Origin of the sequence: Citricoccus sp. NPDC079358 (assembly GCF_040702545.1) — a bacterium.
GTDB lineage: Bacteria > Actinomycetota > Actinomycetes > Actinomycetales > Micrococcaceae > Citricoccus.
Genome location: NZ_JBFBLI010000011.1, coordinates 96,572 through 111,103, shown reverse-complemented (window position 1 = coordinate 111,103; position 14,532 = coordinate 96,572). Strand labels below are relative to the sequence as shown.

Annotated in this window: 15 protein-coding genes and 1 tRNA gene; 3 read left to right on the top strand and 13 right to left on the bottom strand. The window is 68.8% G+C overall.

Annotated features, from left to right (window positions below):
• The first annotated feature begins 79 nt into the window (after positions 1-79).
• Positions 80-565, top strand: a complete 486-nt coding sequence (locus AB0333_RS13570; protein ID WP_366219198.1) for an Lrp/AsnC family transcriptional regulator — start codon at positions 80-82, stop codon at positions 563-565.
• A gap of 82 nt (positions 566-647) precedes the next feature.
• On the opposite strand, the gene AB0333_RS13565 is transcribed toward AB0333_RS13570, so the two are convergent.
• The 6 genes from AB0333_RS13565 to rpsB all read right to left on the bottom strand — a co-directional run bounded on the left by AB0333_RS13565 (position 648) and on the right by rpsB (position 5,912).
• The gene (locus AB0333_RS13565) at positions 648-1,265 is read right to left on the bottom strand and encodes a DivIVA domain-containing protein (protein ID WP_366219197.1); all 618 of its coding nucleotides are present in this window, start codon (positions 1,263-1,265) and stop codon (positions 648-650) included.
• Between the two features lie 122 nt (positions 1,266-1,387).
• Positions 1,388-2,326: a phosphatidate cytidylyltransferase gene (locus AB0333_RS13560; protein WP_366219195.1), complete on the bottom strand. Its 939-nt coding sequence runs from the start codon at positions 2,324-2,326 to the stop codon at positions 1,388-1,390.
• Positions 2,327-2,341: 15 nt separating this feature from the next.
• A complete protein-coding gene (gene frr, locus AB0333_RS13555) occupies positions 2,342-2,899 on the bottom strand; it encodes a ribosome recycling factor (RefSeq protein ID WP_366219194.1) in 558 nt (185 codons plus the stop codon).
• Positions 2,900-2,996: 97 nt separating this feature from the next.
• Complete coding sequence (pyrH, locus tag AB0333_RS13550) at positions 2,997-3,815, bottom strand: UMP kinase (RefSeq protein ID WP_366219193.1); 819 nt, start codon at positions 3,813-3,815, stop codon at positions 2,997-2,999.
• 181 nt (positions 3,816-3,996) lie between these two features.
• Positions 3,997-4,833: a translation elongation factor Ts gene (gene tsf / locus AB0333_RS13545; protein WP_366219192.1), complete on the bottom strand. Its 837-nt coding sequence runs from the start codon at positions 4,831-4,833 to the stop codon at positions 3,997-3,999.
• Positions 4,834-4,958: 125 nt separating this feature from the next.
• Positions 4,959-5,912 (bottom strand): 30S ribosomal protein S2, encoded by a 954-nt coding sequence (rpsB, locus tag AB0333_RS13540; RefSeq protein WP_366219191.1) that lies wholly within the window; start codon positions 5,910-5,912, stop codon positions 4,959-4,961.
• Positions 5,913-6,346: 434 nt separating this feature from the next.
• Between rpsB and AB0333_RS13535 the strand changes: the two genes are divergently transcribed.
• On the top strand, positions 6,347-7,036 hold the full coding sequence (locus tag AB0333_RS13535) for a M23 family metallopeptidase (protein ID WP_366219190.1): 690 nt from the start codon (positions 6,347-6,349) through the stop codon (positions 7,034-7,036).
• A gap of 6 nt (positions 7,037-7,042) precedes the next feature.
• Here AB0333_RS13535 and AB0333_RS13530 read toward each other — a convergent pair whose 3' ends face one another.
• Entirely contained in the window at positions 7,043-8,200 is a 1,158-nt protein-coding gene (locus AB0333_RS13530) for a glycosyltransferase (protein WP_366219218.1), read from the bottom strand.
• A 354-nt stretch (positions 8,201-8,554) separates the two neighbouring features.
• Here AB0333_RS13530 and AB0333_RS13525 point away from each other — a divergent pair, with 354 nt between their 5' ends.
• A complete protein-coding gene (locus AB0333_RS13525) occupies positions 8,555-9,724 on the top strand; it encodes an S-layer homology domain-containing protein (protein WP_366219189.1) in 1,170 nt (389 codons plus the stop codon).
• A gap of 37 nt (positions 9,725-9,761) precedes the next feature.
• On the opposite strand, the gene AB0333_RS13520 is transcribed toward AB0333_RS13525, so the two are convergent.
• From AB0333_RS13520 to AB0333_RS13495, 6 genes are all read right to left on the bottom strand, one after another.
• Positions 9,762-9,932 (bottom strand): hypothetical protein, encoded by a 171-nt coding sequence (locus AB0333_RS13520; protein WP_159549772.1) that lies wholly within the window; start codon positions 9,930-9,932, stop codon positions 9,762-9,764.
• Between the two features lie 149 nt (positions 9,933-10,081).
• Positions 10,082-10,155: transfer RNA gene (locus AB0333_RS13515), tRNA-Ile, on the bottom strand.
• 37 nt (positions 10,156-10,192) lie between these two features.
• Positions 10,193-11,695, bottom strand: a complete 1,503-nt coding sequence (locus AB0333_RS13510; RefSeq protein ID WP_366219188.1) for a lipase maturation factor family protein — start codon at positions 11,693-11,695, stop codon at positions 10,193-10,195.
• Positions 11,696-11,705: 10 nt separating this feature from the next.
• Positions 11,706-12,905, bottom strand: coding sequence for a glycosyltransferase (locus AB0333_RS13505; protein WP_366219187.1), 1,200 nt, complete (start codon positions 12,903-12,905; stop codon positions 11,706-11,708).
• A 54-nt stretch (positions 12,906-12,959) separates the two neighbouring features.
• On the bottom strand, positions 12,960-13,874 hold the full coding sequence (locus AB0333_RS13500; protein ID WP_366219185.1) for a DMT family transporter: 915 nt from the start codon (positions 13,872-13,874) through the stop codon (positions 12,960-12,962).
• Positions 13,871-14,515: a CDP-alcohol phosphatidyltransferase family protein gene (locus AB0333_RS13495; RefSeq protein WP_366219184.1), complete on the bottom strand. Its 645-nt coding sequence runs from the start codon at positions 14,513-14,515 to the stop codon at positions 13,871-13,873. The genes AB0333_RS13500 and AB0333_RS13495 overlap by 4 nt, the downstream gene beginning before the upstream one ends.
• Between the last annotated feature and the right edge of the window lie 17 nt (positions 14,516-14,532).

Here is a 14,532-nt window from a genome sequence, read left to right as displayed (position 1 = left end):
AGCGCTGCACAAGGTACGCTGTTCGCACTGGGCATCATGCCCAACGACCGCGCGAGACCCCCTCGGGAAAGCGAGCATCATGCGCACCTTGGACACCACCGACCTGAGACTCCTGGTGGAGCTCTCGAAGACACCGGATGCCACCACGGTGGCCCTCGCCCAGGCCCTCTCCCTGTCCCGCAACACGGTCCAGGCACGGCTGGTCCGGCTCACGGAGGAGGGGGTGTTCCTGCCTTTCGAACGCCGGATCAGCATGGACGCCCTCGGGCACCCGCTGACGGCGTTCGTGCAGATCCACGTCCATCAGCAGCAACTCACCGAGATCACCGCGGCCCTCCACGGGATTCCCGAGGTGGTCCAGGCCCACGGCCTGACCGGCTCGGCGGATGTCCTGGCCCGCGTCGCGGCCCGGAACGCGGAGGACCTGTTCAGGATCCACTCGCGGATCCTGCAGATCGACGGGGTGGACCGCGCGGACACGTCCCTGGCCATGACCGAGCTGATCGCCTGGCGCACGGTGCCGCTCGTCGAGTCACTCCTGGGTGGCGGCGAGTCAGACCGCTGACGTCCCGCGCGCTGGTCGCAGTGGTGGCGGTGGCTGGCCGGACCGGCCTGAGCGGTAGGGGTGACCGGGCTGGCCGGTGGGGTCAGTCGAGGATGGACAGCACGTCGATGACGGCGTCGAGGAATGCGTCCACCTGCGCCTCGTCATAGCCTTCGACGCCGGGAGCGGCCGCGAACACCGCCCTGCGCACGTGGTCGGCACCCAGGTCGGCACCTTTTCCGCGATCGTCGAAGCGAGCGGAGAGGCGGTGGCACAGGGCATCCACGTCGGCGCGGTCGTAGCCGCCGTCCCGATCCTGGGCCGGGCGGCGGAATTTCTCGCCGTCGGGGCGGTCGAGACGCCCCCGGAGGACGTCGATGGAGGCGTGGACCCGGCTCGTCCAGGCGTCCTCCCCCTCGACCTCGATACGCCGTTCGCGTTCGGACCGGGCGAGAGCGTCCTCGAGCCGGTCCAGGACATCGTCGACCTGGTCGGCCTGGTAGCCGCCCTTGACCGCATCGAACGTGATGTGGCGGATGTCAGCGGAGCGCAGGTCTCCACCGCCCTCATAGGCGACTCGGGCCCGGGCCAGGAACCGGTCCACCTGCTTGCGGTGGTAACCGAAGGTGTGGCGGTCCGCGAGGTCAAACGGTGGGCGGTCAGCCGACCGCATCACCTGCTGCTGGAGTCCTTCGGAGTCCTGCCGCGTGCCGTGGTCCATCGAGAAGGCTCCTTCGGAAGAGTGTGGGGTCCGCCAACGTGTCCATCGTAGCCAGCGGAACCGGCAGATCCCGTGAGGCCGCCGGGGTGTCAGGCCACCCCGCACTCCCCAGCACGCCGCTCTCAGACGAAGGGCAGCGCGAAGACCATGTAGGCGACCGGGGCGGAGAACACGAGCGAGTCCAGCCGGTCCATGGCGCCGCCGTGGCCGGGCAGCATCGAACCCATGTCCTTGATGTTCAGCTCGCGCTTGATCATGGACTCGGCGAAGTCGCCCGCCGTCGCCGACGCGACGGTCAGGAGGCCGAGCAGACTGCCGACCCACCACGGGTGGTCCAGGAGCAGGTGGACCGCGGCCGTGCCCACGACCACGGAGCCGGCCACCGATCCGGCGAACCCCTCCCAGGATTTCTTGGGACTGATCTTGGGTGCCATGGGGTGCTTGCCGAAGCTGGCGCCGACGATGTAGCCGAAGGTGTCATTGGAGACCACCATGAGCAGCATGCAGGCCACCATGAGGTTGCCCTGGTCCTGGCCCAGCAGGGCGACGGCGAAGGACAGCAGGAACGGCACCCAGAGAACGATGAAGGCGGAGGCCATCACGGACTCCCCCTGCGCGGGCAGGTCCTCGACCACCGCCCAGACCAGGACCAGCAGCAGCGTGCCCAGCAGCGCCAGCACCAGGGCTTCGACCCCGCCGGCAAAGGCGCCCAACGGCATCGCCACGGCGCCGGCCCAGAGCGGCACCCGGGGCACGTCCAGGCCGCGCCGTGAGATGGCCCGCGCGGTTTCCGTGACCCCCAGCAACAGCAGCGCGATGACAAGGATCGCCAGCACCACCGGAAGCCAGATCAGCCCGACGAGGGCACCACCGAGCAGCAGCAGGCCGACGGTGATGGCTGCCGGGAGGTTGCGGCCGGCCTTGGCCTGGCGAGCCCGGGCAGCCTCCTGCTCCCGCCGCTGCCGCCGGGTCACCGGTGGTTCCGGCTGTTCCGGCTGTTCCAGTGGAGGAACCGGCGGCAGGACCGGCTGCGCGGCAGCGGGTACGGAGGGATCAGTCATGGCGTGGTGGGGTGCTCAGACCTCGAGGAGTTCCGCTTCCTTGCGCTTGGCCATCTCGTCGATCTCGTCCGTGAACCGGCGGGTCATGGCGTCGAGTTCCTTCTCGGCACGGGTCCCCTCGTCCTCGCCGACGTCCCCGTCCTTGACCATCTTGTCCAGGGTCTCCTTGGCTTTGCGGCGGGTGTTGCGCAGGGAGACCTTGTGGTCCTCGGCCTTGGTCTTGATGAGTTTGACGTACTCCTTGCGGCGCTCCTCGGTCAGATCGGGCACGACCACGCGGATGACCTTGCCGTCGTTGGACGGGTTCGCGCCGATCTCGGAGTCCGAGAGGGCCTTCTCGATATTGCGCAGCGCGGACACGTCGAACGGCGTGATCAGCAGGGTGCGGGCATCGGTGGTGGTGAAGGAGGCGAGCTGCTGCAGCGGCGTGTAGGAGCCGTAGTAGTCCACCATGACCTTGGAGTAGAGCCCGGGGTTCGCCCGGCCGGTGCGGACCGAGCCGAAGTCCTCGCGGGTGGCCTCGATTGTCTTCTCCATCTGCTCGGTGGCAGCCTGAAGGGTTTCCTGCGTCACGTTGTCTCCTGGGTTCTGGTGCGGTTGTGATCAATCCTAGGACACCCGCTCGTGCGGTAGTCCCAGACGGGCGGTCCGGACGGACCGGCGGTGCAGGTCAGCGGGTGACCGTGGTGCCGATCCTCTCACCCAACAGGGCCTGGGTGACGTTGCCCTGGCCCTCCATGCCGAACACCATCATGGACAGGCCGTTGTCCTTGCACATGGTCATCGCGGTCTGGTCCATCACCCGGATGTCGTTCAACAGCGCCTCGTCATAGGTGAGGTGCTCGTACTTCTGTGCCGAGGGGTCCTTCTTCGGGTCTGCGGTGTAGACGCCGTCCACGCCGGACTTGGCCATCAGCACCTCGTCGGCGCCGATCTCCAGGGCACGCTGGGCGGCCACGGTGTCCGTGGAGAAGTACGGCAGACCGGTGCCGGCCCCGAAGATCACCACGCGGCCCTTCTGCATGTGACGGATCGCGCGGAGCGGGATGTACGGTTCGGCGACCTGTTCCATGTGGATGGCGGACTGCACCCGGGTGGACACCCCGGCCTGCTCCAGGAAGTCCTGCAGGGCCAGGCAGTTCATGACGGTGCCGAGCATGCCCATGTAGTCGGCACGCCGGCGGTCCATGCCGTTCTCGGAGAGCTCCGCCCCGCGGAAGAAGTTGCCGCCGCCGACGACGATGGCGATCTCGACCTCCCCGCGGGCATCGGCGATCTGCTCGGCCATGCCGCGCACCGTGTCCGGATCCACGCCGACCTTGCCGCCGCCGAAGACCTCACCGGAGAGCTTGAGCAGCACCCGGCGCTTCCCGGTCCGGCCGGGATTGCCGCGGGTGTCGCCGGCCTGGGCCTGCTGCAGGTCGCGGGATTCATTGAAGGACGTGGCGTCGCGGATGTCCGGGGTGGTTCGCTGGTCAGTGCTCTCCATGGGCTGGCCTCCTGGGCTCATCGGGGCTGGCGGTGGTGGCGGTGCACCACGTGAGGGTTGTTCGTCGGGCAGAGCAAAGGGGGTGGCCATCCATGTTGGATGACCACCCCCTTTTCAGACTCGTCCGCTGCGCGGTCGATCCGATCCTACCGCGTGGGCGGGGGCCCGCCGTGCGGGTCGGTCAGTTGCCGACGCGGAAGCGGGCGAAACCGGCGACGGCGGTGCCGGCGTCGGTCAGGACCTTGCCGACGGTCTGCTTCGGGTCCTTGGCGAACGGCTGGTCCACGAGCACGATCTCCTTGAAGAAGCCGGTCAGGCGGCCCTCGACGATCTTGGCCATGGCCTGCTCCGGCTTGCCCTCGGCGCGGGCCGTCTCATCCGCGATGCGACGCTCGTTCTCGACGGTCTCGGCCGGCACGTCCTCGCGGGACAGGTAGGTCGGCGCGAAGGCGGCGGTGTGCACGGCGACGTCGTGAGCGGCGGTCTGCGCGGCCTCGGAGTCAGCATCCACGGCCATCAGCACGCCCACCTGGGCGGGAAGGTCCTTGGAGGTCTTGTGCAGGTAGGCGTCCACGAAGGCACCTTCCACGCGGGCGATGCGTCGGACGACGACCTTCTCGCCGAGGACAGCGCCCTCGTCGACGACGTGCTCACCCAGGGTGCGACCGTTGAACTCGGAGGCCAGCAGGGTCTCGAGATCGGCTGCACCGGTGGAGACGGCCTGCTCGAGGACGACGTTGCCCAGCTCGATGAACTTCTCGTTCTTGGCAACAAAGTCGGTCTCGCAGTTGACCTCGATCATGACGCCAGTGCCGTCCTTGACGACGGCGGCGACCAGGCCCTCGACGGCCGCACGGCCCTCGCGCTTGGTGGCGCCCTTGAGGCCCTTCACGCGGATGATCTCGATCGCCTTCTCGCTGTCGCCGTTGGCCTCGTCGAGCGCCTTCTTGACGTCCATCATTCCGGCGCCGGTGCGCTCGCGCAGGGCCTTGATGTCAGCTGCGGTGTAGTTCGCCATGCGTGGTACCCATCCTTACCTGTAGCGGGATTGTCCCGAAGTGGTGTTGTGGTGCTTGGTTCTGGTGCCCGGACGTGGTCCGGGCAGACACCGGCCGGCCCCGTGTGGGGCCGGCCGGTGGTGGATCACTTGGCCTCGGGGGCCTCTGCTGCCGGTGCCTCGGTTCCCTCGGCGGCCTCGGCCACCTCGGAGGCGTCCGCCGAAGCCGGAACGTCCTGTGCGGCCTCGACGTCGGCCTGGGCCGCCTGCTCGCCCTGCGGGGAGGACATGCCGCCCGTGGCGGGTCCGGCCTCCGGAGTAGCAGCCTGCTCGGCCTGGTGCTGCTCGAGGAGCTCGCGCTCCCACTCGGCCATCGGCTCCTCGGCGGCCTGGCCGCCGGACTTGCCCTGGTTGCGGGCGATGAGGCCCTCGGCCACGGCGTCGGCAACCACGCGGGTCAGCAGGTTGACGGAGCGGATCGCGTCATCGTTGCCCGGGATCGGGTAGGTGACCTCGTCGGGATCGCAGTTGGTGTCCAGGATGGCGACCACCGGGATGCCCAGCTTCTGGGCCTCGTCCACGGCGAGGTGCTCCTTCTTGGTGTCCACGATCCAGACCGCGGAGGGGGTCCGGGTCATGTTGCGGATACCACCGAGGTTGGACTCGAGCTTGGTCAGCTCGCGCTGCAGCAGGAGCAGTTCCTTCTTGGTGTGGCCGGAACCGGCGACGTCCTCGAAGTCGATCTCCTCGAGCTCCTTCATGCGCTGCACGCGCTTGGAGACCGTGGCGAAGTTGGTGAGCATGCCGCCGAGCCAACGGTGGTTGACGTAGGGCATGCCGACGCGGGTGGCCTGCTCGGCGATGGCTTCCTGACCCTGCTTCTTGGTGCCGACGAAGAGGATGGTGCCACCGTGGGCGACCGTCTCCTTGACGAACTCGAAGGCCCGGTCGATGTAGGACAGGGACTGCTGCAGGTCGATGATGTAGATGCCGTTGCGCTCGGTGAAGATGAAGCGCTTCATCTTGGGGTTCCAACGGCGGGTCTGGTGTCCGAAGTGGACGCCGGAGTCCAGCAGCTGGCGCATGGTGACGACAGGCATGTCGCTCCTTGTATGTTGTCGGTTGACGACCGTTCCGTGGTGGTCCGGTCCCTGGCATGGCCTGCGGGCGAACCCGGCATTCCCGACGCTGACCCATGGCACCCGCTCAGCGGGTGTTCGGGACCGAAGGTGGGAACCTGCCGCACCCGTGAGGGCCGGCATCAGTCATACGCGTAGTCAGCGGCGCACTCCGCACGTCATCGCTGACGGCAAGGGCACACAACTGCTGGGTCAATCTTACCCCAGCCGGATCCATGCTCCGAACCGGTCGGCGTGCGGCTTGCCCCCGGTGCTTCCGGACCTCCTGCTCGCGAAACCGCCCCCGCCCCCGGTGGTCCTGCTCCACTCCTCCACAGGGAACCGGTCCGGCGTCCTCATCCACCGGCAGGTCTTCCCGCCCCCCACGCACGACGCCGGCACCCCAGTCTGGAGTCATGTCACCTTGGTCCTGGCCCACCCTCCCCGCCGACGCCGGCGCCCGGCTCCCGCTGGCGCTGCGCCTGCTCGGCCTGGCGTCCCTGGGGCTGGCCGCCCCGGTCTTTGTCCCGCCGATCACGACGGCGGCACTCGTGACACCCTCGCCGCAGGTCGCCCCCGCGGCCGAGGTGGTGAGCGGCTGGGTGCCGCCCACCTCGGGCGCGGTCCTGCGGGTCTTCGACCCTCCTCCGGAACCGTGGGCGGCCGGCCACCGCGGTGTGGACTGGGAGGCGGCGGGCGACGAGGTGGTGGCGCCCGGGGCCGGGACGGTACGCTTCGCCGGACCGGTGGCAGGGCGACCCGTCATCACGCTCGCCCATGCCAACGGCATGCTCTCCAGTCTGGAACCGGTCACGGCCGCGGAGCACTGGTCGGTCGGGGACCGCGTGGAGGCCGGCGAGCTGTTGGGCACCGTGGGGCCGGGCCGGAGTGACGGGGAGGGCGACGGTGACGGCGGTCAGGCCAGCAGCACAGCGGCCTCGGCGGCGGGACACTGCCCGCAGCGCTGCGTCCACTGGGGTGTCCGCATCCCGGAGGGCTGGGTGGTCGACGGCACGGCCTGGGACCGCTACCTCGATCCACTGGTGCTGCTGGGATGGTCCGGACCGTCAGTCCTGTGGCCCCTCGACGGTGGGCCACCCCGGTAGGGGCTGCTAGGCGGGGCGTGAGGCCCGGGACCGTCGCTCGGCGATGTCCCGGCCCAGGTCCACGAGCGCGCGTGCGGAGGCATCCCAGCTGAAGAGGGCAGCCCGCTCGGCCGCCGCCCGGGAGGCCGCGGCGAAGACCTCAGGATCCTCCAACTCGCGGACCCGGGTGGCCATCTCGACCGGTGAGGTGTCGGCCGGGTGGGCGGCCGCTCCCGCACCGGGCGCAGCGGGACCGAGCTGCACGAATCGTGCGGCGCCGCCGTCGGGACCGCCAATTTCCCGGAAGATCTCCGCATCCGAGACCACCACCGGGGTTCCCTGCGCCATGGCCTCGGCGAGGGGAAGGCCGTAGCCCTCCGCCCGGGAGAGCGTCACAAGGGCGGTGGCTGAGCGCAGCAGCCGTACATAGTCCTCGTCCGAGGTGCCGTGATGGAAGACGACTGCCTCCGGCTCGACGCCGGCCGCACGGGCCACGTCCACCAGCTGGCTCTCCCGGTCGGCGGAGATCCGGGAGAGTAGGTGCAGTCGATAGCCGGGGAGGTGCGCCATGGCCCGGATGAGGGTCTGGACGTTCTTGTAGTCCATGAACGAGCCCATGTACACCAGCGACTTCTCCGGAGCCCTCTCGGGATCACGGGGCCGGGCCACCGCTTGTGGCGCGTTCCCGATGATCCGGATCTCCCGCCGGGTGAGCCGGTGACGTCGCATCAGGGTGCGGGTGGTCTCGGAGACGGTGGCCACGGCGTCGGCCCGGTCCAGGACCCACCGTTGGGGCCAGTAGGCCAGGTGGAAGGCCCGCCAGAGCACCTTGACCGGCCCCGGCATGTCCGCCGGTGGGGTGCGGTGCTGGTAGTAGATCAGGTCATGCAGGGTCAGGATCAGGCCGTACTCCCGGCCGGCGGACCCCATGGTCTGCATGGGTGAGAAGACGATGTCCGGCCGGTGCGGATTGAGCTGCCGAGCCAGGAACGGCTCCGCCGGGGACGTGGGTTCCGTGACCTTCACCCACGGCAGGCCCGCCGGCAGCATGTCCAGTTGGGCCTCGTCCGAGATGATCATGGTGATCTCGACCGCCGGCGCGAGGCGTGCGGCCGCGGCGATGAGGCTGGCACCGTAGCGGGAGATGCCGTCGTGGAATCCGATTCGCGTGTAGCGGGCGTCCATGAACAGCCGAAGGGGACGTGGTGGCGGCGCGCCCGTGGGCCGGGCTGTTGAGGGGGCCTCGGGGGTTTCGGGAGTCTCGGGGGCTGGCACGGTTCCACGGTACCGGGCAGCAGGACCCAGGTCGGCAAGGCGCCTGAGGCATAGGCCTCCAGGGAAGCGTGGGATTTCGAGGTGTCAGTTCCATAACAGTGCGATATCCTGATTCCTGGCCCGATGTCATCCGGGCGGGTAGCTCCTGACCCGCCGGTGGGCCGTCGCCTCAGCGCGTCTTTCCCGGACATGGTCTTTCCCCGGACTCGACCTGTCCGGAGTGGGACCTGTCATGCTCGTGATCGCACCTTGAAGGGGACCACTGTGTCTTCATCCGCTCGCCCCACCGCCCGGCCATCCCGGACGCCACGACCGTTCCAGCACCGTGTTGCAGCCTTCATCGGGGCGACGGCCCTGGTGGTCACCGCGGCCACGGCCGGCGTGGCGGCGGACGCGGTCACGGCGTCCCCCGCGGCGGCCGCCCAATGCTCCTCATCCAACTTCTCCGACGTCAAGAAGACCAACAAGACGTACTACTCCGCCGTGACCTGGGTGTACTGCAACGGGATCACCACGGGCTACACCAATGGCCGTTACGGCCTGTACCAGAACATCACCCGCTCGGAGGTGGCCACCTTCCTCTTCCGCCAGGTCACCCCGAAGTACATCCAGAACGGGAAAAAGTACTTCACCGATGTGCCCGCCACGGGTCAGTACTATTCCGGTCCGATCACCTGGATGGCCCAGGCCGGCGTGACGTCAGGCAATGCCGATCGTTCGTTCGGTGTGACACGGGACATCACCCGCGGCGAGATGGCCGCATTCATCTACCGACTGGCGGGGGCCACCAAGAAGGGCCCGAACTTCTCCCCCTTCAAGGACATGGGCTGGTCCACGTCCTTCTACCATGAGGCCAGCTGGCTCCAGGCGAACGGCATCGCCCGCGGCTACGCTGACGGCACCTTCCAACCGAGCAAGAGCATCACGCGTGGCGAGACCGCCATCATGCTCCAGAACGCCCACCGCTTCATCGCCCACCGGGGCGACGTCAGCACCCCCGTTGCCAGCCCCTTGCCGAACCAGACGGGCCAGCCCTCCACCACAGCCCCGTCGTGGGCCTCGACGGTCGTCACCTGGGCCACCGCCAAGGCGAAGGACCCCCGGGCCCAGTATCAGTGGGGTGGCAACGGACCCTGGGAGTACGACTGCTCGGGGTTCACCGTGGATGCCTTCAAAGCCGCCGGACGCTCACTGCCCCGCACCGCGAGGGCCCAGCACGGCGCCGCCACGACCCAGGTGCCCGTCTCCCAGGCGAAGCCCGGCGATCTGGTCTATTGGTCCAACGATGGCTCCGGCACCGGTGTTTATCACATCGCCGTGGTGATCGGGGGCGGCAAGATCGCCCACGCCCGCAACGAGAAGGAGGGCGTGTCCATCACCAGCATCAACTACAGCCCGTACAACATGCTCCCGCAGGCCGGCCGGTACTACTGACCGCTCCGGCCGCGCGGGCCGAGGGTGCCGGGCCGGGTCACGACTTCACATCGACCTTGGGCCCGCCGGTCAGGGTCCCCCGCACGAGGGCAAACGCCTCCGCCAGTGCCCGGATGGACTTGGGGCTGTCGCTCTCCGCGACCTGCTCGGTGATCTTCTTCAGGAGGGCCGTGGCGGCTTCCTCGCGTGCTTCTGTGTAAGCAGACATGTGCTGCTCCCTTCTGTTGGATGCCGGTCTGTCCGACGCACTCCACCGTATCCCCCAGAGAGGACGACGTGATGTTGTTTCATCCGGCTCCGACATGGTGCAGCGGCTCGGGGAGGACGAGGGGAATCCGTCGACGATCTCCGTAGAGGTGGGGCGTGCGGGACTTGAACCCGCGACCATAGGATTATGAGTCCTGTGCTCTGACCAACTGAGCTAACGCCCCTCGGCGCACGGCGGTGCCGGGCGCGCAAGGCTCCATCCTAGCGGGCGGAGACGGGCCCGATGACGGTCCGGCCGTCGTCGCGCATCCAGTAGTGGCCGGTCTCCCGGCGCTCCGCGCGCGTGGCGAAGCGGTACCGGAAGGTCCTCACGCGGATGAACCGCGGCGGGCGGCCGTCGCAGGGATCCTGGCGCAACAGCCGCAACACGGCCGGGTCCGCCACCAGGAGCCGTGCCAACAGGGTGTGGAACCAGCGCTGGTGGACACCGCTGAGCGGAAGGAACCACATCATCCAGTCCAGCCGCAGATGGTAGGGCGCCCATTGCCGCGGCCGGCGCCGCACGTCACCGGGCTTTCCCTTGAACTCGTAGGCCCGCCAATCGGCCTCGTCTTCCGGCGGATGATCTCCGGAGCCTGCCTCGGTGGCCTCGATGATGATCTCGACCCGTTGCCGGGTCACCGAGCCGAAGGCACCGTAGGCGTTGCCCAGCTGCCACCGGTTGAAGGAGGCGTTCATCAGCTGGCGGCGGGAGAACAGGTTCCGTAGGGCGGGCACGGATGCCACGATCAGGGCCACCGATCCGGCGAGGACGATCACGGTCCAGTACAGGGGGACACCAACGGCCGGCCCTCCGCCCGCCGTCCCGGACTCCAGTGCGGCGTCGGCGCCCAGATCCGCCGGCAGCGCCGGGATGACGCGGTGCAGCACCGCGTCTCCGAGGGCAGCGGTCGCGAGGACGATCGTGGCCCAGTTCAGCCAGGCGAAGTTGCCGGTCGCCACGAGCCAGAGCTGGGTCAGGATGATCGCCCCGGCGCCGATCGAGGCCACCGGCTGGGGCAGGAAGAGCAGGAAGGGGACACCGAGCTGAGCCACGTGGTTGCCGACCACCTCGCAGCGGTGCCACCACGGGGGCTTGAGGTGCGCCTGCCGGCTGAGCGGATTAGGCATCGGCTGCGTCTGGTGGTGATAGTCCAGCGCCGTGAGGTCCCGCCATTCGGGGCCGCCGCGCATCTTGATCATCCCGGCTCCGAATTCGAGACGGAACACCAGCCAGACCACGAGGATCAGCACCGGTGCCGGCGGCGGAACCTGCTGGGAGCCGAGGAGGCCCACCGTGAACCCGGCCTCGAGCAGCAGCATCTCCCAGCCGAAACCGTAGAACACCTGCCCGATGTTCACCACGGACAGGTACAGCCCGTACAGGCCCAGGAACAGCGCGAGCGGCAGCCACGGCGGCCCGGCCTGCGGGATCCCCGCCACCAGGAGTGCGGAGACCGCCATCCCGACGACGGCCAGCACCACCAGCCGGCGGTCGCCGTAGCCCCAGCGGCGGAAGAGGGTGGGCCCGCGCTGACGGCCAGCGGCCAGCAACTCCGGCGCCGGCAACAGGCCTCGCTCCCCCAGCAGGGCCCGGAACTGGTTCAGCGTGGACAGGAACGCGACGAGATACAGGGCCGCGACCCCGCGTTGCAGGATCTCCCGCGCCCATTCTCCGTCGGGGGCCGCGAGCCAGCCCGGCAGGATCTCGGTGAACCACTCCACGCGGCCGATCCTAGAGCAGTGGGCGGACCTCTTCAGCGGTTGCTCCGCGGTAGAGCATCTCGAACAGGTCGATCGTCTTCTCCTGGGAGTGCTGGACCGCACGGTCGTGGGAGGAGGCCCCCATGCGTGCCCGCTCCTGCTCGCTCGCCGTCAGCACGGCGGCCAGCTTGTCCGCCAGGTCCTGCGGGTCGCCCGGGGCGAACAGGAAGCCGTTGTCCCCATCGGAGACCAGATGCGGCAGCGCCAGGGCATCGGCCAGGACCACGGGGCGGGAGGCGCTCATGGCCTCGAGGGAGACCAGCGACTGCAGCTCGGCCGTGCCGGGCTGGCAGAAGACATCTGCCCGCAGGTAGACCCGGTGCAGTTCGGCGTCGCTGACATGGCCGAGGAAATGCACCCGGTCCTGAAGCCCCAGCTCGTCGACGAGGGCACGCAGGGCGGTGCGCTGTTCGCCGTCGCCCACGATCTCCAGGTGCGCCCCCACTGTGGTGGCCAGTGCGCCGATGGCGCGGATGAGCACGTCCACGTTCTTCTCCACCGCGAGGCGGCCCACGAACAGGACCGTGGGATGCGCGCGGCGCTCGATCGTCTCCCCCGGGGCCAGCTCATATGCGGAGGAGTCGATGCCGTTGGAGATCGGCAGCACGTAGTCCAGGTCGGCGTGCTCGGCCATGGTCTGGGCCGCCAGCGCCGTGGGCGTGGTGACGGCGGCGGTCTTGCGCATCAGGCGGCCCATGTCCCGCCAGGAGTTCTTGGACACGATATCCAGGAACCACTGCGGGAATGGCAGGAAGGGTTCCAGGTTCTCCGGCATGAAGTGGTTGGTGGCGATGGTGCGGATGCGCCGCTTCTCCGCCTCCTTGATGGCAGCCTCGCCGATCATGTAATGGCACTGCACGTGCACCACGTCCGGGCGGATCTCCTCCAACAAGGCCCCGATGGACTGGCTGGCATGCCGTCGGAACACGAGCCGGTAGTACTCGTGGGTGGGCGCGGCCACGGACTGCAGCCGGTGGACAGTGGCCTCGTCGTTGTACTGGACGGAGTCGGGTCCGGACTCGTTGCGGGCGGCGACCACGTGGACCTCGTGGCCGCGGGCATGCAGGGCCCGTGCCAGCCGGTAGCAGAAGACGGAGGCTCCGTTGACGTCCGGCGGGTAGGTGTCCGCCGCGATGAGAACCTTCAGTTTGCGGTCGGTTGCTGCCGTCACGGGCAAGGGGCTCCTGTCTGGTGGGGGGCCGGTGCCGCTCGGGACCGGACCGTACTAGTCCTCGACCGGCGCACTGGCCGCACGGCGACGTTGTTCGCGGCGCTTGATCACATCCGGATGGTGACGTGACAAGGCAACGACTCCGAGCGTAGCAATGGCGGCCGCCACGACCATGCATAAACCCACCCACCAGGGCAGATTCGGTTGGAGCTCACCCAACACGATGATGCCGGTGAGGACACCGACCATCGGATCAACCACCGTCAGGCCCGCGACCACGAGGTCCGGCGGACCGTGCCGATGCGCCATCTGGACGAAATAGACGCCCAGGAGCCCGGCCAGGGCCATGATGCCCAGTTGATACCAGGGAATGCCGAGCAGTCCGCCGGCGTCACCGCGGAGCAGGTGGATCGAGGCCAGGCGCACGAAGACCGCCACGAAGCCGAAGAGCACGCCGGCGCCGAGGATGAAGAGGAAGGCGCTGGGCCGGCGTCGGGATATCACCGCCACGAGGGCGAAGACGGCCGTGGCGGTGAGCGCGACGACCGCGGTGAGGTGCTCCTGCCCCAGCGTGGGCGCCGGGTTCTCCTCCGTGGCGACGATGGCGATCAGCACGAACCCCGCCGAGCCCGCCACGCACGCGGCGATGGCCCAGATCGTGACGCGGTTGAGCTTCAGGTGCTGGATCCGGGCATTGAGCACCGTGGTGATGACCACGGCGATCGCGCCGATCGGCTGCACCACCGTCAGGGGGGCCGTGGCCAGGGCGTAGACGTTGAGGATGATCCCGAGGACCATCAGGGCACCGCCGGCCAGCCACACGGGAGAGCCGAAGAGGGTTAGGAAACCGGACCGGGGATGGATGCGGAGGTGGGCCTCATGACGACGGACGCCCACTGACTGGCGTTCACTGCCCAGGGCCAGACAGCAGGCAGCCACCAGGGCCGCCAGAATGGACAGCCATTTCATGCGAGGGACCAGCTGGCCCGGTCTCGAGGGTCGATGCCCCGTTCCCGGAGTTCGCGGTGCTTGCGCACGCAGCCGGCGAGGTAGTCCCCGGCAGCCCAGACGTGGCCGGCGCAACCGAGTCCGAGCAGGATGGTGGCCACCAGCGTGAGGGCGTCCTCGGCCAGCCCGGGCACCTGGCCCAGCAGCAGCAACGGCGTGCCCACCAACAACAGTGCCGTGCGGATCTTGCCGAGGACGGTCACCTCGAGTTCAGGGCTGCCCCGGAACAGGACCAGGGCGGTGATGCCCAGGATCAGGTCCGGGGCGAGGACACTGACCACGAGCCACAGGGGGGCGATGCCGCCGAGCACCATCGTGACCACGATGACCATGAGGGACAACCGGTCCGCCATCGGGTCGAGCCACTGGCCCACTGTGGAGATCTGGTTGAAGCGGCGGGCGATGTAGCCGTCCACCCAGTCCGTGCAGGAGAGCACCGCGAGCACGATGAAGGCGGCCAGATATTGCTGCGTGAAGACCAGCCAGACGAAGAACGGGACCAGGCAGAACCGCACGAGCGTGATGACATTCGGGACGGTCCAGAACCGGTCCGTGACCACGTAGTCGATATCGGCCCGGGTACCCGCACCGATCAAACGCATGGAGTGACTCGCGCCCG